Source organism: uncultured Microbacterium sp. (assembly GCF_947632095.1).
GTDB lineage: Bacteria > Actinomycetota > Actinomycetes > Actinomycetales > Microbacteriaceae > Microbacterium.
This window is the reverse complement of record NZ_CANROA010000038.1, coordinates 1-17,897: the sequence shown is the minus strand read 5'-3', so window position 1 is coordinate 17,897 and position 17,897 is coordinate 1. Positions and strand designations below refer to the sequence as shown.

Annotated in this window: 16 protein-coding genes and 1 riboswitch; of the genes, 11 read left to right on the top strand and 5 right to left on the bottom strand. The window is 66.9% G+C overall.

The genetic code is table 11. From position 1 onward, the window contains the following. Positions 1 to 635: M66 family metalloprotease (locus tag Q0Z66_RS09715; RefSeq protein WP_298040590.1), on the bottom strand; the 635-nt coding region annotated here is incomplete at its 3' end. Between the two features lie 371 nt (positions 636 to 1,006). Between Q0Z66_RS09715 and Q0Z66_RS09710 the strand changes: the two genes are divergently transcribed. Further along, positions 1,007 to 1,693, top strand: a complete 687-nt coding sequence (locus tag Q0Z66_RS09710; protein WP_298040589.1) for a hypothetical protein — start codon at positions 1,007 to 1,009, stop codon at positions 1,691 to 1,693. A 9-nt stretch (positions 1,694 to 1,702) separates the two neighbouring features. On the opposite strand, the gene Q0Z66_RS09705 is transcribed toward Q0Z66_RS09710, so the two are convergent. The 4 genes from Q0Z66_RS09705 to Q0Z66_RS09690 form a co-directional block, all read right to left on the bottom strand. Further along, positions 1,703 to 3,382, bottom strand: a complete 1,680-nt coding sequence (locus Q0Z66_RS09705; protein WP_298040588.1) for an AarF/UbiB family protein — start codon at positions 3,380 to 3,382, stop codon at positions 1,703 to 1,705. Between the two features lie 13 nt (positions 3,383 to 3,395). Beyond that, positions 3,396 to 3,974, bottom strand: a complete 579-nt coding sequence (locus Q0Z66_RS09700; protein ID WP_298040587.1) for a PadR family transcriptional regulator — start codon at positions 3,972 to 3,974, stop codon at positions 3,396 to 3,398. A gap of 161 nt (positions 3,975 to 4,135) precedes the next feature. Beyond that, positions 4,136 to 5,479 (bottom strand): HNH endonuclease signature motif containing protein, encoded by a 1,344-nt coding sequence (locus Q0Z66_RS09695; protein WP_298040585.1) that lies wholly within the window; start codon positions 5,477 to 5,479, stop codon positions 4,136 to 4,138. 54 nt (positions 5,480 to 5,533) lie between these two features. Further along, positions 5,534 to 6,739, bottom strand: coding sequence for an MFS transporter (locus Q0Z66_RS09690; protein ID WP_298040584.1), 1,206 nt, complete (start codon positions 6,737 to 6,739; stop codon positions 5,534 to 5,536). A 206-nt stretch (positions 6,740 to 6,945) separates the two neighbouring features. Between Q0Z66_RS09690 and Q0Z66_RS09685 the strand changes: the two genes are divergently transcribed. From Q0Z66_RS09685 to Q0Z66_RS09640, 10 genes are all read left to right on the top strand, one after another. Further along, positions 6,946 to 7,314 (top strand): antitoxin HicB, encoded by a 369-nt coding sequence (locus Q0Z66_RS09685; RefSeq protein ID WP_298040582.1) that lies wholly within the window; start codon positions 6,946 to 6,948, stop codon positions 7,312 to 7,314. A gap of 40 nt (positions 7,315 to 7,354) precedes the next feature. Then, positions 7,355 to 7,472: riboswitch (SAM riboswitch) on the top strand. Positions 7,473 to 7,515: 43 nt separating this feature from the next. Further along, positions 7,516 to 7,929, top strand: coding sequence for a hypothetical protein (locus Q0Z66_RS09680; protein WP_298040581.1), 414 nt, complete (start codon positions 7,516 to 7,518; stop codon positions 7,927 to 7,929). A gap of 127 nt (positions 7,930 to 8,056) precedes the next feature. Beyond that, positions 8,057 to 10,471 carry a DUF262 domain-containing protein gene (locus Q0Z66_RS09675; RefSeq protein WP_298040580.1) on the top strand — a complete coding sequence of 805 codons (2,415 nt, stop codon included), beginning with the start codon at positions 8,057 to 8,059 and terminating at the stop codon, positions 10,469 to 10,471. A 161-nt stretch (positions 10,472 to 10,632) separates the two neighbouring features. Next, complete coding sequence (locus Q0Z66_RS09670) at positions 10,633 to 11,412, top strand: IclR family transcriptional regulator (RefSeq protein ID WP_298040578.1); 780 nt, start codon at positions 10,633 to 10,635, stop codon at positions 11,410 to 11,412. Positions 11,413 to 11,576: 164 nt separating this feature from the next. Continuing rightward, entirely contained in the window at positions 11,577 to 12,911 is a 1,335-nt protein-coding gene (locus Q0Z66_RS09665) for an MmgE/PrpD family protein (protein WP_298040577.1), read from the top strand. Positions 12,912 to 12,927: 16 nt separating this feature from the next. Then, entirely contained in the window at positions 12,928 to 13,584 is a 657-nt protein-coding gene (locus tag Q0Z66_RS09660; RefSeq protein ID WP_298040575.1) for an aspartate/glutamate racemase family protein, read from the top strand. Between the two features lie 159 nt (positions 13,585 to 13,743). Continuing rightward, the gene (locus Q0Z66_RS09655; protein WP_298040574.1) at positions 13,744 to 14,988 is read left to right on the top strand and encodes an ABC transporter substrate-binding protein; all 1,245 of its coding nucleotides are present in this window, start codon (positions 13,744 to 13,746) and stop codon (positions 14,986 to 14,988) included. A gap of 22 nt (positions 14,989 to 15,010) precedes the next feature. Continuing rightward, on the top strand, positions 15,011 to 16,048 hold the full coding sequence (locus tag Q0Z66_RS09650) for a branched-chain amino acid ABC transporter permease (protein ID WP_298040572.1): 1,038 nt from the start codon (positions 15,011 to 15,013) through the stop codon (positions 16,046 to 16,048). Continuing rightward, on the top strand, positions 16,045 to 17,106 hold the full coding sequence (locus Q0Z66_RS09645; RefSeq protein ID WP_298040571.1) for a branched-chain amino acid ABC transporter permease: 1,062 nt from the start codon (positions 16,045 to 16,047) through the stop codon (positions 17,104 to 17,106). The genes Q0Z66_RS09650 and Q0Z66_RS09645 overlap by 4 nt, the downstream gene beginning before the upstream one ends. Next, positions 17,103 to 17,837, top strand: coding sequence for an ABC transporter ATP-binding protein (locus Q0Z66_RS09640; RefSeq protein ID WP_298040569.1), 735 nt, complete (start codon positions 17,103 to 17,105; stop codon positions 17,835 to 17,837). The genes Q0Z66_RS09645 and Q0Z66_RS09640 overlap by 4 nt, the downstream gene beginning before the upstream one ends. The last annotated feature ends 60 nt before the right edge of the window (positions 17,838 to 17,897 follow it).

Genomic DNA, 17,897 nt, shown 5'->3' with positions numbered 1-17,897 from the left:
AGCATTCCGAGACGGATGTTGTTGATGACCATCTCCTTGGGAGCGGACATCTCGATCTCGTCGACGGTGCCGCTGGTGCCGGCGCCATCGGTGATCTTCAGGGTCATGCCGGGCATGATCCACTCGCCGGGGATCTCAGCGGACCAGGCGCGCAGCGAGTAGGAGACCGAACCGCGGTTGTCGTAGTTCTGGTCGGATGCCGGGAGGAGGTTGGGGTGCGCCAGCTGCAGCGTGCCCTGCTTCTCGCCCTTGACGAAGACGTCGACGCTGAGCGACGAGACCTCGGTGGTCGGGGTGACCATGAGCAGCGCGACGCGGTCGGCGACGAGCATCGGCATGTCGTTGTCGTCGTTGCCGGTGGCGTCGACCGTCGACATCTGCGCGAACTCGACCATGGCGCCGAGGTCGCCGGTGAGATCGTCGCGGATGGCGCGGGCCGAGCCGTCGCGGGTCCAGTCGTGGAAGCCGATGGATGCCGCGGGGCGGTACTCATCGGAGACCGGGAGGGCGGTCGCGGCCGCGGCCGTTCCCTGGGACGCGACCATCGGCACGGCGAGGGCGGCGAGGCACAGGGAGGCGGTCACCGCGGTGCGAGCGCGATGGAGGGGGGACAGCATGAAGGAGCTGCGGGGCATGGGTATTGATCCTCGGTCGGGGAAACGAGATGCGGATGCCGATTCGGGTCGGCGTCCTTGAGCGGGTGGACGTCTGCGGAATGGTCGTCGCTGCTCGGCCTTGCCGCACGGCCCCCTGGGTCCCACACCCGACTATCCGTAGCGGCTCGGACCGTGCTTTGCGCACAGGCCCTTCACAAACTTCACTTCCAGCCTATCCGAGTTGTAGCGTGCTCGCGACCATGAGCGCGGACCTGTGGACAAACCGTCAGGCCGCGCCGCGGGCGCCGTGTCAAGGGGCAGTCGCGCACGACGCCTGGAACCTAGTCTCGGGGCATGAAGACGTTCACTCGACCGCAAGCTCACCCAGACGGATGAGCTGAGGAGGAAGCATGGACACGATACTGTTCCTGAGTTTCGCGGCGGTCTATCTGGGGCTGTTCGTGTGGTGCGTGGTACTCATCGCCCGGCGCGGATATCTGATCGTCTCGGATGCGGTAGCTCTCGTGCTGGTGGCGCTCATCTACGACAACCTCGTGATCGGGCTCGGCTCGTTCATCGGCGAAGGCGCCGGGCTCGAGTCGGCGAATGCGCTGCGATTCTGGTTGCACGCCTTCGTGACTCCGCTGCTGGTGCTGGTCGCCTGGCATGTGCTGGCGCGGGCCGGCGTGGCTTTCGCCCGCACCGTCGCCGCGTTCGTCATCGCGGTCGCGCTCACGGTCGCGCTCATCGTCTACGAGGTCGTCATGGGAGCAGCATCCCTCGACCTTTCTCCGTCTGGGGAATTCGGGGTTCTCAGCTACAGCGATGCGAGCGCCCCGGCGGGGCCGCCGGCCATGGTTCTCGTCGTCGCCGCCGCGCTGCTGGCCGCGGGGATCGGCGTGTGGGTGCGGATGCGCTGGCCGTGGCTGACGGTCGTGACGGTCGTGATGGTGGCGGGCAGCGCGGTGCCGATCCCCGTGCCCAGCGGCGCGGTCACGAATCTGTTCGAGCTGATCCTGCTCGCCGGGATCGTGGCGACGATCGTTTTTCAGGATGCGCGGGTCGTGCCGCGACCGGAAGTTCTCACTGCCGAGTGATGTGCGCGTTCAACGCTGGCGCATCCCGGAGAACAGGGCGTAGAGGAGCGGCAGCGCCGAGCCGGAGATGAGCACGGTGCCCAGTGTCAGGTTCGGGTCGATGAGCACCGCGCCGCCGATGAGAAGCCCGGCGAACAGGACGGCGGCGACGGCTCGGCGGCCAAGGCGCATGAGCGCGTCGAGGCGACGTTCGAGGCGGGAGGTGTCGAAGGAGACGGTGCCGTCGTGGACTCGGGATATGACGTCGTCGATGCGCTGCGGCAGACGCCAGGTGACGCCGAGGGTCGCGGCGCCCTGGCGTGCGAACTCCTGGATCATCGTGCCGCTCTCGTCGCGGATGAGACGTGCGGCATAGGGCTCGGCGGCATCCCACACGTTGAATGAGGGGTCGAGGTTGCTGCACAGCCCGCTCGTGAGGGAGACAGCGCGGAACAGCAGCAGCATGTTCTCAGGCAGCTGCACCGGCAGGGTGCGCACGAGTCCGCCGAATTCGGCGGCGAAGTCGCTGAACTCGCGGGGGTCGACCTGGGCGAGCTCGGCGAAGCCCATGCCGCCGAAGCGGGCGAAGAGCGCGGCGAGGGCACGTTCGAGTTCGACGGTGTCGGCGGAGGGCAGCAGCACGCCGATCTGCTGCGCCGCGACGACGAGGCCACGGTTGTCGCGCGAGGTGACCGCGATGAGGAACGTGCGCAGACCGTCGCGCAACGAGGCGGGGACTTCGGCCATCATCCCGAAGTCGATGAACGTGAACCGCCACCGGCCCGTGTCGCCGATCGGCGTGACGAAGACGTTGCCGGGGTGCGGATCGCCGTGCACGAAGCCGTGGCTGAATACCTGGTCGAACATGACCTCGGCGAAGCCCTGCGCGACGGCGGCCGGGTCGATGCCGGCACGGTGGAGGGCTGCGGTGTCGTTGATCTTGATCGCGGTGACGTCGGAGAGGGTGAGGACGCGGCGGGTGGTTCGCTCCCAGACGATCTCGGGGGCGTCGACGCGGTCGGAGCCGGCGAAGTTCTCGCGGAACCGTTCGGCGTTGGCCGCCTCGTGCAGGTAGTCGATCTCGTCGATGCTGGTCTGGGCGAACTCTTCGACGAGGGCCGGGGCGTCGACCCGGTCGGAGACGATGCGCACGCGCTTCAACCAGCCGGCGACGCGGCGGAGGGCTGCCAGGTCGACGGCGACGATCTCGTCGATGCCGGGGCGCTGCACCTTGATGACGACGTTCGCAAGACCGGTGTCGACGGCGTCGCGCGCCGAGAGGCGTGCCCGGTGCACCTGGCCGAGGGATGCCGCGGCGAGCGCGGTCTCGTCGACCCACGCGTATGCGCGCTCGAGGGCCACGCCGAGCTCTGCTTCCGCGAGGGCCCGGATCTTCTCGAACGGCACCGCAGGCACTTCGTCTTGGAGGTCGGCGAGTTCGGCGGTGACCTCGGGCGGGAGGACGTCGAGTCGCGAGGAGAGGAACTGCCCGACTTTGATCATGAGTCCGCCGAGGTCGACGGCGAGCACGTGGAACCGTTCGGCGAGGCGCTGCAGCCGGCGCACGCGGTTGCGGGCGGCGAGGCGGGTGAGTCCGAGTCGCGGGAGGACGAGTTCGAACCACCAGAGTTCGATCAGTTGCCGTGAGGCGAAGGCGAGGATCCGGCGGTAGCGCGCACGGTGCGGGGAGGCTGTTGCGGCGGCATCCATCGCGCTCCTCGGGTCAGTCCTGGGCCAGGATCGCGTACAGCTTACGTCGCGCGTCATCGAGCACGGCGATGGCCTCGGTGACCTGTTCGGGGGTGCCGGTGCGCCCCACTTGCGCGGTGGCGCCGGCGAGATCGAGCCCGGCCTTCGGGAGCGCGGTGAGCGGGTTGCTCTCGCGGCCGGCGAAGGCTTCCCAGGGGGCGGGCTTCTCGGCTGCCATCTCGGCTTCTTCGCGGCCGCTGCCGGTGAGCGAGTAGGTCTTGCGGCCGTTCTGCTCTTCGGCGACGATGAGGCCTTCGTCGGCGAGGAGCTGGAGGGTCGGGTAGACGGATCCGGCGCTGGGCTTCCAGGCGCCGCCGGAGCGTTCGGCGATTTCGTTGATGATCTGGTAGCCGTGCATGGGCGCTTCGGCGAGGAGGGTGATGACGGCGGTGCGGACGTCGCCGCGGGCCATGCGCGAGGGTGCGCCGGTGCGCTGCTCGAAGGATTTGCGGAGCTGGTCCATGGCGTCGAAGATCGCGGATGCGGGCCCGTTGGCGCCTCCGATGCCGGCGCCGAAGACGTTGCCGAACGGGTTGGTGGATGAGTCGTTCATGATGACCTCCGGGTCGCTTGCGGGCGGACGTTAACGATATATCGCTGACTATCGTTCAGCAAGAGGTATTCACCTGATGTGCTCTGCCCCGGGCACCGGGCGGTCGCCCGCCCGCGGCACCGAGCGCACGCTCAGGGGCACGCTCAGGCGCACGCGAACGCTCACGCCGCGACGTCGAAACGCGCCCTCCCACCGAGTCGCGGCGTGCGGGCTGCGTCGACGTAGGGCGGCGGGATGAACCAGACGCGCGCCGATGTGCCCACGCCGTCTATTCGGATGTCCCATCCGTTGTCGTGGATGCGGTGGTGGCAGGTTTCACAGAGCAGCACCCCGTTGTCGAGGTCGGATCGCCCTCTGTCGCGTTTCCACCATCGGAGATGATGGGCCTTGGTCATCTCGGGCGGCAGGCCGCACATCGCGCATCCGCCGTCTCTTTCGACGAGCGCGAGCCGTTGCGCTCGGGTGAAGAGCCGTTTCTCGCGACCCCAGTCGAGGATTTCGCTGTCGCCGCCGAGCACACAGGGGCTGACGCCTCCGCCGGCGGCCATTCTCCGCGCCGCCCCGATGCTGATGGGCTGGTCGATTCCGTCGATCGTCGCGGATCCCGTGCCGCTTTCGAGGTCTTCGAGGCTCATGCGCACGATGACCGTCGCGCCGGACAGCGGCAGCTTCTCGGACTGGCATCCGATCGCGTGCGCGCAGAGGACGCTGAGCGCATCGGCCTGCAGCATCTGGACCGTGCGGCGGTCAGCATCCGGGGCATTCTCATCGGGTGTGTCTTTGCGCGCCGCGAATGCGGCTGTGACATACCCGCGGATCGCCGTGATGATCGGCGCAGCCGTCTCGACATCGAGCCGGGCATTGATGTGGGCCATGCCGTCGCGTTCGAAGATCGTCAGCGAGCGCTGGGCCCGTTGCTGTTCGCCGCGTTCGTCGACGCCGCCCGGGTCGAGCTGGGCTTCGGCGCGCACGATGAGCTTTCTCACGTCGTCGAGCGCCATTCCGGCGGCGCTCTCCACCAGCATCCGCTCACCGTCAGCGATGCGCTCGGCTCCGGCCGCGATGCGGCACCGGTCGAGCAGCGAGATGATGAGCGATGCGGCCTGCGCGCCGATGGCGCCCGCGGCGAGCGCTCGACGCACCAGCGGATATTTCGCGGGCCGCGGGGCGCCCAGCAGGTCGGCGCGCGGTGCCGTGGCCTCGCCCACAGCGACCAATCGGGAGGCGTCGCCCGTCGACACTCCGGTCGTTGCGGCGATCAGCTTCGCCGGGCTTCGGTAGCCCTGCTGCTTCGCGAGGCTCTCGGGCCCCAGTTCGGGACGCGATTCATGCGCGATTCCCGCCGCGATATCGGCTTGCAGACCGTCGAGTCGGCGCCGCAGCATCCCGATCGCATCGTTCGCGTCGATCAGCTGCTGGCGGGAGAGTCCCGTCGCCTCGGCGGCGTCGGCCCACACCTCATCGAGGCGGGTCATCGCCTCGTGCAGCAGGGTCATCGTCGACATGCTTCGAAGGTATAGACGGCCTCGGACGTTGGGGTTCGGCGGCGCTTCAGAGACTTACGCCCGCCGCTCCCGCCCCGCCAGCACCCCCGCGCATACGATCGCGACGACGCCGGCCACGGGCACGACGAGCAGCCCGATCCGCAGTCCGGCGTTGTCGGCGATGAATCCGACGAAGGGCGGGGAGAGCAGGAAGCCGAGGCGCAGCAGCCACGACACGATCGTGAGGCCGGCGCCGTGGCGGAGGCCGGGCAGTTCGTCGGCGGCTTGGAAGGCGGCGGGGATCAGGGTTGCGGTTCCGAATCCGGCGACGGCGAAGCCGATGATCGTGCCGGCGACGCTCGGGAAGGCCAGCGCCAGTCCCATTCCGAGGGCGACGAGCACTCCCCCGGCCCGGGCGACAGCGCGCTGCCCGAACCGATCGACGAATCCGTCGCCGAGGATCCGGCCGATGAACTGCGCGCCGACGAGGGCGATGTATCCGGTGGCGGCGATGACGGTCGGCGCGTCGAGCAATGTCGACAGGTACAGCGTCGCCCATGACATCCCGGCATCTTCGACGATGCATCCGGCGATCGCGAGCAGCACGAGGGCAGCCATCACGAAGACGGTTCGCGGCGTGAGGCCGCGGCGCACGGCATCCCTGATCTCGGGTCCGTCGGCGACGGCATCCTCATCGGCCTGCTCATCGCGCCCCGGCAGGCACAGCCGGTAGGCGATGAGAGCGACGACGCAGAAGATCATCGCGGATGCCGTGAGATGGATGCCGAGGGGCAGACCCATCGCGATGGCACCGGCCGCCATCGACCCGCCGAGGACCGCGCCGACCGACCAGATCGCATGGAAGGAGTTGATGATGGAGCGGCCGTAGCCGCGTTGGACACGCAGGCTGTGCGCGTTCTGCCCGACGTCGGTGACGGAATCGGATGCTCCGCCGATGAGCAGCGCGACGGCGAACAGCAGCATCGACGGGGCGAGGCCCGCCGCGAGGATGCCGAGGCTCGTGAGGATCGTGCCGACCACCGCGACCTTCGCCGACCCGAAACGGCGGATGAACGCCGCCGCGGCGAGACCCGCGAGCATCGCGCCCGCCGGGAAGGCCGCGATCGCGATGCCGTAGGTGGTGGCATCCATCTCCAGCGAAGACTTGATCTCGGGATAGCGCGGCAGGATGTTCGCGAACAGCGCCCCGTTCGTCAGGAACAGCAGTGCGACGCCGACGCGGGCACGGCGCAGCTGGGGCGAAGGCGCGGAAGAGGTCATCACGGACGACGGTATCGGGTGGGCTCCCCTGGTCTCCACGGAACCGCCTCTGCACGAAAAAGACCTGCTGCCGCGCTATCCACCACTGCAGTGCTGCACACCCGGGGCGACAGCCCTCCGGGCGCAGACTTTCAACTGTTCAGCCGACTGAACAGTTGAATTTAGGGAGGGTAAATTGCACAATGCTCGTGGCTCAAGGGAGAAAAATGAACGCGACCATCACCGCCCACCGCTGGGAGAAGGGCTGGGAGCTCCGCCTCGATGGCGAAGCTCTCACCCAGATCGGCACTTTGGATCGAGCGGAGCAGCAGGTGCGGGACTATTTCGACACGATCGAGCCTGACGTCGACCATTCGTCATGGACCATCGAGGTGATCGCTGATCTCGGCCCGTTGAGCACCGAAATCGCGGAAGCTCGCGCGGCAACGATCGCGGCTTCCGAAGCTGCGGCATCCGCCGCTCGCCGATCACGTCAGGTCGTACGTGATCTCCGCTCCGCCGGCATCTCGGTCACCGATTCGGCAGCCATCCTCGGCGTATCCCGCGGCCGCATCTCGCAGCTCGCGAACTCCTGACGGGACAAAATGTCACCCTCTTCTGCTACCTTCTGATCAGGTTCACGAGTTGCAGCCTTTCGGTACCTGGCCGGCTGCACGGCAACCCTCCTCCATCGAGCGGGGTGCCCCAGGGGAAGAACCGGTCCGACGCAATCGTGTTCGGGCAAGTCGATGGGTCGGCGCTGCAAGCGCCGCCCCGTTCCTCGGAAGGGGTTTTTCATGAACATCAACACCGATCTGAATGCTGGCGGATGGCCGGAGGATTCGGATGCTCCACGTTTCGCCGCGTCGCGTCGCGCCGTGCAGGAGAGTGTGCAGGATGCTCTGACGTCGCCGGATGCTGAGACCACGGTCGACGACGGAGCCTGGGCGGGGTTCTCCCGCGGCGAGGCTCGCGCGTGGTGCGAGGCTTTGTTCGCCTATGAGCCGCACGGGTTCGTCAGCCCGGGGTCGATGGTTCGCGCCCAGGCGTTGCGACTGCTCGAGAACGGCGGACTGCCGGAGGTCTTCGACTATCCGGCCCGCGCAGCGGCACTCGCCTCGCGGGGACTGAATCCGGAGACGTACCGCCAGGTTCAGGAGCAGCTCGGACGCCGGACGTTCTTCCCGCAGGATGTGACGTTCCGCCGATGAGCGGCAACAGGCACTGACCGGATGCTGCGGGGCGGGCGAGCGCTCTGCAGCATCCGATCCGTCACGATATGAAGCCGCACCACCGGCGCGCATCGGCTGGCGGGGCCGAGGTGCCATGATCGGGGGCATGACTGACCCTTCACTCGCCGCGGGGATCGTGACGGTAGAGCCCGTCGACCGCGTCGTGCCCGTGTCCGAACTGGTTCGCAGACGGGTGAGCGACACCGATAGGTGGAATCTTGCGCTCGTTCAACGGGATGAGGTCTGGGATTCGGTGCGGATGATGCATCTGCTCGATTCGCTCCTGGCGGGGTATCCGATCGGCGCGATCCTGTTGAGTACGGTCGCCGAGGGGACCCGTGAACTCGCTTACGGGGAAGGGCAGAACATCCGCGTTCCCCGCGACGCTCGCGCAGGCTCCTGGCAGGTGCTCGATGGTCAGCAGCGGATCAATGCGCTCCTGTGTCTTTTCACCGATCAGGGCGGGTACGGCACTTTCTTCCTCGATGTGTTCCTCGAGCGCCCGGCACCCGCACCGGCTCTCGGACGGCGCCGGCGCACACGTGCGCTTCCGCACATCGCGCACCGGCCTCCGCTCTCCACCGATGAGACCGAGATGGCGGGAGTGCAGGACGAGGCTGAGGATGCTTTCGAGCAGCAGCGCGAGCGCCTGATCGATCTTTCGCGTTGGAACTCCTGGGTCGCTGACCACCCGGATCTCACCGTGGTCGATGTGAGCGAGAGCACCATCGATGACGTCCTCACGAGCATCGACCCGCAGGTGCGCCCCGCTGAGAGCGATCAGGAGCGCGCGATCGCGACGAAGAATTTGCGGCGGCTGCTGTGTGCATGGTCCGAGCCTTCCGTGCCGGTGCTCACCGCAGAGTTGGAGACCCCGCTGGATGTGCTCGAGGTGTTCACGCGCATCAATCTCGGCGGTGTGCAGATGGCCCGTTCGGATGTCTACTTCGCCGGAGTGAAGACGTTCTGGGATGACGCCGAGCGACACATCGACGCGATGCTGCGTGACGCGCCGATGCTGCGCGACCGGCTCGGCGCTCTGCGTTTCCTTTCTCGGTTGGCGGGCCGAGGCCTCGGGCACGGCGATGCGCTTCCTCTGAGTGTGGACCGTCTCACCGGCAAGCGGGGCGCGCTCCTGCGCGAAGCGATGCAGGCCCTGTCGGCCGATGGGTCGACCGTGCGCACCCGAGTCGCGGCGTTCTCCGGCTGGTACCTGGAGAACTCTTCCCTGGGTTATGGGATCAACCGGATCGCGTCCGAGCTGTGGGATGACGTGCTCGCATGGGTTGCAGCATCCGATGACGGTGGCGAAGCCCTCTGGCAACGCAACCTCGACGCGATCGACTCCTACGTTCTCGGCGCAACGCTGTTTCGGTATCGGACGATCATCCGTGATGCGTTCCGGACCGTCTCGTTCTTGGAGGCGCTGGACGCGGGAAGCCGCGGCGCCGATTTCCCGATCGATCAGATCGTGGAGGCCACGCGAGGGAAGACGAAGCTCGCGGGGACGCGGGGCCGTTCCGTTCGCGGCCTTCAGACTGAGGCTGATCGTTACGCCGTCGCGTCGGCGGATGCCGAGTTGCTCACGGTCCTCGCGCAGCGCATCCCCTACAGCGCATCGGGTTTCGACTGGGATCACATCTACCCCCAGGCGAAGACCTCGCGCATGTCGGCGCCGGGAGTCGGCGGCAGGCGGCGCCACCACAAGTACCGGCACAAGGTCGGCGCACCGGGAAACCTGTGGGCGCTCCCCGCATCCGCGAACCGGGCTCTGCAGGACACATCCGGGCTGGCGAAGTTCGAGCGGTTGGAACAGTGGATGAGTGAGAGTGCAGGCGAACGCGTCTGGGAGCGCGCACGCTGGTCGATCAGCGAAGAGGAAGTCGCGAAATTCATCAGCGTGGACCGGCTCTTGGACGACAAGAAGACCATCGACACTGCTATGGAGATCTTCGCGAAGCTCGTCGATTCTCGAACGCTGAGGATGCTGGACGAAGCCTTCGCCCGCTTCCCCAACGCGAAGAAATTCGCGGCTGCGGAGGATGCGCCGGCCTCCGTGCCTACGGCGTCTCGAGCTGACTATCGTGCCGCTCTCGCCCTGACCGTCGGCGACCCGCTGATGCGCGATTGGGAACCCTCCGATGCGAAGCAACGTCTGAAGGAGCGGGTTCGCGACCTCGTCGTGCCGATCACGGAAGCGCTCGGAGACCTGCCCGTCGATACCTGGACCTACGCCGGAACCGGAACGCATGCCGCCTCGCACGTCTTGGTGGCGATGCCGGGTGGTCGCGGCATCGAGCTAATGCTCACGTGGACCCGGAAGGACGGCACCATCGTGGCTGCGAAGGCCTATCCGAATGACAAGTACCGATCCGGGAAGCACCTCTATCCCGACTTCGCCGAGATCTCGATCGGATGCTCGTGGACGGACCCCGATGCGGAAATCGTCGCCCGCTTCGTCGAGACCGTCTCCGCACTGGAGGCGGCGCATCCGGCGGTGGCTGACACCGCAGAGGAGTAACCGGGTTCGGAACAAGCACTGACAGGCTCACCCCTTACCCAAGATCCGCTCAATGAAACCGATTGCAATCAAAGTTTTCCGGTACGACCGGCCATTCTCAGACATAATAGAGAAATCCCCAATTCAGGGATTTCGGCTACCGGTACAGACGGAGAACTCGCATGACACTTGAGGCCACCCCTCTCAAGCCCGCAGATTCGACCACCGCGCGCGTCTCTGAGGTCCTGCTGGCCTTCGCCGGAGCAGAAAAACCCCTGGGAATCACCGATATTGCTCGCGCCACAGGTCTAAGCAAAGCGGTTGTTCACCGCATCGTGCAGGAACTCTGCAACAGCTCCTTCGTCTGGCAGAACCCGGAGACGCGCAAGTATCAGCCAGGCATTTCGGCCTTCGCTCTCTCCGACGCCGCGAACCAGTCCTCCCAGTTCCGACGGATCGGCCTCGAGCTGCTCGCGGATCTCGCGGAGCACACCGGCGAGACGGCGACACTCTCGGGCCGGATCGGCCATCGCCGCATCTACATCGGGCAGGTGGAGAGTTCGCAGCTCGTTCGCATCTCGGTTCAGGTCGGCTCGGCGCTCCCCTTGACGATCGGCGCATCCGGGGCGGCGATCCTCGCGTTCCTCCCTCCGAACGAGATCGAGGCGACGCTGAACTCCCCGGTGCGTCCGGGTGATTGGGCGGAGGCCGCCCCGCCGGAGGTTCTGCGTGAGCGCCTGCGGATCGTGGCAGAGCAGGGGTATGCCCGGTCGGAGGGTGAACGCATCGCCGACGCGACGAGCTTCGCCGCTCCGGCGCGCAATCGCTTCGGCGAGGTGATCGGATGCGTCAGCGTCGCCGCCCTGGCATCGCGGCTCACTCCCGAGCGCGAGCGCGATCTCGCCGCCCAGGTGGTCAAGACGGCCGATGAGCTCTCCGCGCGAATGGCCGCGCAACGCTGAGCACGGCAGTCGCCATCAGAATGTCTCGCTGAACGGATCATCTCGAGAGCTCGGCGAGCGCAATAAAGCTTCCGCTCGGTCGTTTGTCGCCGCCTTTCTCAGATATAGACTCGCACCTATCGCTCCAGTGACGGAACATTTCTCGTTCCGCTGGAAGGAATAGGATGCTGTCACAGTCGACCAGAGCTCTTGCGGAATTCGCCGCGACCGCGATGACCTCCACCGCGCCGAAAACCGTGCGCGAATCACTGCACAAGACTCTGGTCGATTCGATCGGCGTCGGCATCGCGGGCCAGCGCACACCGGAGCATCAACGCCTGCGCAATGCGTGGCCGGCGAGCGCGGGCGAGGCGCGGCTGTGGGGCGACGCGGAACCGATGGATGCGTCTTCGGCGGTCATGCTCAACGGCGTCGCACTCTGCATGCTCGAGCTCGACGAGGGAAACAAGTTCGCCCGCGGGCATCCCGGGGCGCACGTGCTTCCGGCCGTGATCGCCGAGGCCGAACGCGTCGATGCGAGCGGGAAAGGTCTGCTCGACGCCTTCCTCGCCGGCTACGAGGTCGCTGCGCGCCTCGCGCGGGCCTTCACTCCCACCCCGGGGCTTCATCCCCACGGCCATTGGGGCGCGGTCGGCGCCGCGGCGGCAGTGGGCCGCCTCAACGCATTCACCACCGCGCAGCTCGCCGAGGCCATGGATGCGGCCGCCGGGCTCGCCCTGGCATCCCCCTTCTCCAGCGCAATGCGGGGAACGTTCGTCCGCAACACGTGGGTCGGCGCCGCGGGCGTGAACGGCATGACCGCCGCGCGTCTCGCCGCGGCGGGTCTCGGCTCGCTCCACGACACGGGAGCCGCGACGTTCGGAGCACTGCTGGGCTCGGTCGATGACGATGAGCTCCTGCGCGATCTGGGTGCGCGGTGGGAGATCTCCGGCGGTTACTACAAGCGTCATTCCTCGTGCAACTACACGCACCCGCCGGCCGATGCGGCGCTCACCCTGCGCGAGGACGGACGCTTCGATCCGGATGCCGTGACCGCCGTCACCGTGCAGACGCACGCTCTCGCGATCCCGCTGTCGAGCACGGCCCCGGAGACGAGACTCGCGGCCATGTTCTCGATACCGCACGTGGTCGCGACGGCGCTGGTGCACGGGCACGTCTCGCCCGAGGCGTTCACGGAAGCGTCGCTCGATGAGGCGCAGGTTGCCCGCATCCGCGATCTGACGACCGTCGAGTTCGACCGGGAGATCGATGCCGCGCGCCCCGCCGGGCGCGGAGCGCGCGTGATCGTCGCGCTCGCGGATGGAGGCACCCTCACCGCCGAGGTGCCGAACGCGATGGGCGATGCCGACCATCACCCGTTCACCCGGGCGGACATCGACGCCAAGCTCGAGCGCCTGGTCGGCGCGGGGCAGCTCACCCGCATTCATGAGAGCGTCTCAGCGCTCGAAGCGGGTGCCTCCGCCCGCGATGCGCTGGGCCTGCTCCGATCGATGACCTGACGAAAGGAATACAAGGATGAAGGTTCGCGTCATCACACCGATTCGCGTCGGCGCCGAAGAGGTCCGCCGCCGCCAAGAGCGATACGACCGGCTTGCACCCGCCGGCTGGGAGATCCATGTCGAGGATCTGCCTGACGGTCCGGATTCACCACGAGAGCTCGGCAATCGGGACCAGATCGCGGCTTCCGAACGGATCGGGCTGGCCGCCGGACGGGAGACGGACCCCGAGCGATTCGACGCCCTTCTGCCCGACTGCGTTCTCGACCCGAGCCTGCGAGACCTCGATGCGGCCAGCCCCGTGCCCGTTCTCGGCATCACCCGCCTGAGCGCGCACTTGCTCGCGGCGCTCGGCATCCGCTTCGGCGTCGTGACGCGCAACGAGACGATCGCCGAAGAATATCGGGCCGTCATGGAGCGCTACGGCTTGGGTGAGGCTTTCCAGGGGGCCTACGTCCTCGGGCTGAGCGTGGAGGACATCTCGGATCATGCCACGTGGAACGAAGCCGTCATCGATGCCGCCCGACGCGCCCACAGCGAGGGTGTGACGGTTCTCGTCAACGGTTGCTCCGCGGTTGAGGTCGTCTTCGACGAACTCGATGTGCGGGTGGTCGACCCCACCGCTCTGGCGCTGCGCACCGCGGCTTTCTCCACTTCCGAGCAGCTGGCCGGCTGAAAACACGAGCGTGTTTCGCCTTGTGGAACACAAGAATGTCGAGGATCTTGCCGGGAGATCCTGAATAGGCCTATAAATCCGGCTTTTGTTCAGGTACGCTCGTACCACCCCAGAGCAAAACTGTTCCTTTAAACGGAATCCACGACTTGAGGAGTCCCCGTGAACGCAGCAAAGAAGCGCGCGGCACTGATCGCGGCAGTAGGTATCGGCGCCCTATCCCTGACGTCCTGCGCCGGAGCAGCCGTCAACATGGGCGGTTCCGACGGCGGTGCCGTCGAGGAGATCGTCATCGGCGCCCTGCACCCGCTCAGCGGCGCGAGTGCCGTAGATGGCCAGCAGATGAGCCACGCCGCCCAGATGGCCGTCGACGAGATCAACGCCGCCGGCGGTATCGCGTGCCTCGATGGCGCGGAGCTCGTCCTCGAAGCCACCGACACGAAGGGCGAACCGGAGACGGGCCAGAGCGAAGCGACCCGCCTGATCCAGGAGGGCGCCACCGCACTGGTCGGCTCCTACCAGAGCGCGACGAGTGCGAACATCGCCGCGGTCGCCGAGCGCAACGGCATCCCTTTCGTCATGGATGTCTCGGCTCTGGACTCGATCCTCGAACAGGGGTACACGTACTCCTTCCGCACGCAGCCCTCCGGCGGAATGATGGGCGAGCGCGCAGCGCAGTTCCTCAAAGAGATCGCCGACGAGTCCGGAACCGACGTCTCCACGATCGGCTTCCTCTACGAGCAGGGCAACTACGGAGCATCCGTCTACGACGCCTTCAGCGCGGAGGCAGAGAAGCTCGGCATGACCGTCACGAACGCCATCAGCTACGATCCGGCATCCAGCGACCTCTCCACCCAGGTGCAGCAGGCCGTCGCCGGCGGCGCCGATGTCCTCGCCGTCACCGGGTACTACCGCGACGGGCTCCTCATCTCCCAGGCCATCGACTCAATCGGCCCCGATGTCCAGGCCGTCTACGGCGTCGCGAACGGCGGATACGACCAGGAGCAGTTCATCACCGACGCCCCCAACGGGGGCGAGGGCTATCTGAACGCCAACTACAGCATCGATGTCACGAACGACCGCGCCCAGAAGGTCACCGCCGACTTCGAGACCGAGTTCGGCGAGCCCATGCGCACCTCGGCCGCGCTCACCTACGACGGCGTCGCGATGATCGCGGAAGCGATCGAAACGGCCTGCAGCGCCGACCCCGACGCGATCCGCGACGCGATCGCTGACACGAAGTACGTGCCGATCGTCGTCAACGACGGTCCGGTGAAGTTCGACAAGACCGGCCAGAACGAGAACGCCACGGTGTCGGTCGTCCAGGTGCAGGACGGCCAACTGAACACGGTCTTCCCGAATGAGCTGGCGGAAGCCGACTTCGTCTTCCCGGCCCCGGTCAAGTAACAGCACAGTGAGAAGGTTGAGCATGTCTCCGCAGGCCTCCCCGCCTGACGAGCTGACGACGGATGCCGGCACCGCCGCAGCCGCCGTCAGCCCCTCGTCTCGCAAACGCCCCTACACCGGCCCATCCGTGCGCACGCTCGTCGTGACGCTCGCGATCATCGTGGCGGCATCCCTCGTGGCCTGGTGGGTCTCGGGCAGCACCACCGTGCTCATGCAGGCGCTGACCACGGGCTTCCTCACCGGCGGCATCTACAGCCTCATCGCAATGGGGCTCACGCTCGTCTACGGCGTGCTCCACATCATCAACTTCGCCAATGGCGCCATGGTGGCGCTGGCGATGTACATCACCTACGCGTCGGTCAGCGGCCTCGGCATCCACCCATACGTCGCACTGCTCATCACGGTGCCGGTGATGTTCGTGTTCGGGGCCCTGCTGCAGACGACCCTGTTGAACCCGATCATGCGTGCGCCGATCCACACGCAGCTGCTGATCACGATCGGCGTCGCGCTGGCGATCGAGAACATCCTGCTGCTGATCTTCGGACCGAACCCCCTCTCGGTGAAGCTGCCCGGAAACCGTGGAATCCACATTTTCGGGGCGACGGTCGAACTCAGCCGCATCTATGCGTTCGTCGGCGCTCTCCTGCTCGTCGCCGTGCTGTGGGTGCTGCTGCGCAAGACCCGCATCGGCACGGCCATCCGCTCCGTCGCGGCGAACCCCGAGGGCGCCCGCCTCATCGGGATCAACGTCAAGCGCATCTACATCCTGACCTTCGCGCTCGGAGCGGCAGCCGCCGGCGCCGCGGGAACGTTCGTCTCGACCTTCACCACGATCGAACCGACGGCGGGAACGGTGTTCAACCTCACCGCGTTCGTCGTCGTCGTGCTCGGCGGGATGGGCAACATCCCCGGCGCTCTCGTGGGCGGCCTCATCGTCGGACTCACCGAGCAGCTCGGAGGCCTCATCCTCCCCGGCCAGTCGCCGCTGCTCGCCGTGTTCGTCGTCTTCCTGGTCGTGCTGTTCGCCAAGCCCCAGGGCATCTTCGGGAGGGCGTCATGACCACCGCATCCATCCGTCGCCCCGAACCGCCGACATCGACCGGCGCGATCATCTCCAAGCGCGCGAACAGCTCGCACAACCGGTGGAACTGGATCCTCCTCGGGGTCGTCGCCCTCGCGGGGATCGTCCTGCCCTTCATCCTCCCCGCGGCAGAGCTGAGCATCGCGATGCGCGTGCTCATCTACGCGCTCATGGGCATCGGCTGGAACCTGATGAGCGGTTTCGGCGGCATGTTCAGCTTCGGTCACGCCGCATACTTCGGAATCGGGGCCTACACGACCGCGTTCCTGCTCGTCGATGTCGGCCTCTCCCCCTGGATCGGGATGCTGGTCGGCGTGGTCTTCGCCGCGGGCGCCGCCGTCGGCATCAGTTACCTCGCGCTGCGATACAAGCTGAAGGGCGCGTACTTCGCTCTGGCGACCTTCGCCTTCGCGGAGATGCTCCGCCTGTTCGTGACCGGGAACCGGGCCCTGAACGGGTCGATCGGCTTCACCGTCCCCGTCATCCGGGGAGACACGTGGGGCATGTTCCAGTTCCGAGCCGGCTCGCCGATCTACTTCTGGATCGGAACGGCATTCCTCATCGTCGCCCTGCTGATCACCATGTTCTTCCTGCGCAGCCGCGCCGGACGCTTCACGATCGCGGTGCGCGATGACGAGATGGCGGCGGCCGCCATCGGCATCCCCGTGCTCCGCCACAAGCTCGTGGTCGCCGGCCTGTCGGGCGGCATCACCGCTCTCGCGGGAACGCTCTACCTGCAGTTCTACATGTTCATCGATCCCGAGATCGCATTCGGCCACGCGGCTTCGAACAATGCGATCGTCACGGCTGTCGTGGGCGGCGTCGGCACCCTCTGGGGACCGGTCGTCGGTGCGATCATCGTGGCTCCGCTGAGCGATCTCGCCACGACCGTTCTGCGTAATCCCCCGGACTGGCTCGCTTTCCTGTCGGGCCAGAGCGGGTTGGATGTCGTGCTCTACGCCATCATCCTCATCGCCTGCGTTCTCCTTCTCCCCAAGGGCATCGTCGGCACCATCCTCAGCCGGAGGCGCAAATGAGTCTGCTCGAGATCTCGGGCCTGTCGAAGACCTTCGGCGGCCTGCAAGCACTGCGGGATGTGACGATCTCCGTCGACGAGGGAGAGATCCTCGGCATCATCGGCGCGAACGGCGCCGGCAAGACCACGCTCTTCAACTGCATCACGGGGGCTTTCCCTCCCTCGGCAGGCACGGTGCGCCTCGATGGCGCCGACATCACCGGCGCGAAGATGCACACTCTCGCGCAGCACGGGCTCGTGCGCACTTTCCAGCTCATGCGTCCGTTCGGAACCATGACGACGCTCGAGAACGTGACGATCGCCGTGCAGAGCCGCGGTGTGCATCCCGAGCGCAAGGCGCGCGATGAGGCGATGGAGATGCTGGTGCGCACCGGCCTGGACGGTTGGGCGACGCAGACGTCCGGGTCCCTCCCGACCGCCGTTCAAAAGCGTCTCGAGCTGGCCCGCGCCCTCGCGATGCGACCGCGCGTTCTCCTGCTCGACGAGGTGCTGGCCGGCCTGGTTCCGGCTGAGCGCGCACCGGTTCTCGATCTTCTGGCCGAGCTTCGGCGCAACGACGGCGTCACGATGGTGTTCATCGAGCACATCATGGCCGCCGTGCGTCAGCTCAGCGACCGTGTCGTGATGATGGATCAGGGCGCCGTACTCGCCCAGGGCGATGTGGACGACGTCCTCTCCAACCCTCGGGTGATCAGCGCTTATCTGGGTAAGGAGTACGGCGATGCTGCTTGAAGTCGATGAGGTCCGCAGCGGATACCACGGGCTGGAGATCCTGCACGAGGTCTCCCTCAC

Coding starts and splice junctions, on each gene's coding strand:
- Q0Z66_RS09680 (WP_298040581.1), top strand. CDS start 7,516: ATGAACATCAACACCGATCTGAATGCTGGCGGATGGCCGGAGGATTCG.
- Q0Z66_RS09660 (WP_298040575.1), top strand. CDS start 12,928: ATGAAGGTTCGCGTCATCACACCGATTCGCGTCGGCGCCGAAGAGGTC.
- Q0Z66_RS09690 (WP_298040584.1), bottom strand. CDS start 6,739: ATGACCTCTTCCGCGCCTTCGCCCCAGCTGCGCCGTGCCCGCGTCGGC.
- Q0Z66_RS09665 (WP_298040577.1), top strand. CDS start 11,577: ATGCTGTCACAGTCGACCAGAGCTCTTGCGGAATTCGCCGCGACCGCG.
- Q0Z66_RS09670 (WP_298040578.1), top strand. CDS start 10,633: ATGACACTTGAGGCCACCCCTCTCAAGCCCGCAGATTCGACCACCGCG.
- Q0Z66_RS09705 (WP_298040588.1), bottom strand. CDS start 3,382: ATGGATGCCGCCGCAACAGCCTCCCCGCACCGTGCGCGCTACCGCCGG.
- Q0Z66_RS09700 (WP_298040587.1), bottom strand. CDS start 3,974: ATGAACGACTCATCCACCAACCCGTTCGGCAACGTCTTCGGCGCCGGC.
- Q0Z66_RS09675 (WP_298040580.1), top strand. CDS start 8,057: ATGACTGACCCTTCACTCGCCGCGGGGATCGTGACGGTAGAGCCCGTC.
- Q0Z66_RS09640 (WP_298040569.1), top strand. CDS start 17,103: ATGAGTCTGCTCGAGATCTCGGGCCTGTCGAAGACCTTCGGCGGCCTG.
- Q0Z66_RS09650 (WP_298040572.1), top strand. CDS start 15,011: ATGTCTCCGCAGGCCTCCCCGCCTGACGAGCTGACGACGGATGCCGGC.
- Q0Z66_RS09695 (WP_298040585.1), bottom strand. CDS start 5,479: ATGTCGACGATGACCCTGCTGCACGAGGCGATGACCCGCCTCGATGAG.
- Q0Z66_RS09645 (WP_298040571.1), top strand. CDS start 16,045: ATGACCACCGCATCCATCCGTCGCCCCGAACCGCCGACATCGACCGGC.
- Q0Z66_RS09685 (WP_298040582.1), top strand. CDS start 6,946: ATGAACGCGACCATCACCGCCCACCGCTGGGAGAAGGGCTGGGAGCTC.
- Q0Z66_RS09710 (WP_298040589.1), top strand. CDS start 1,007: ATGGACACGATACTGTTCCTGAGTTTCGCGGCGGTCTATCTGGGGCTG.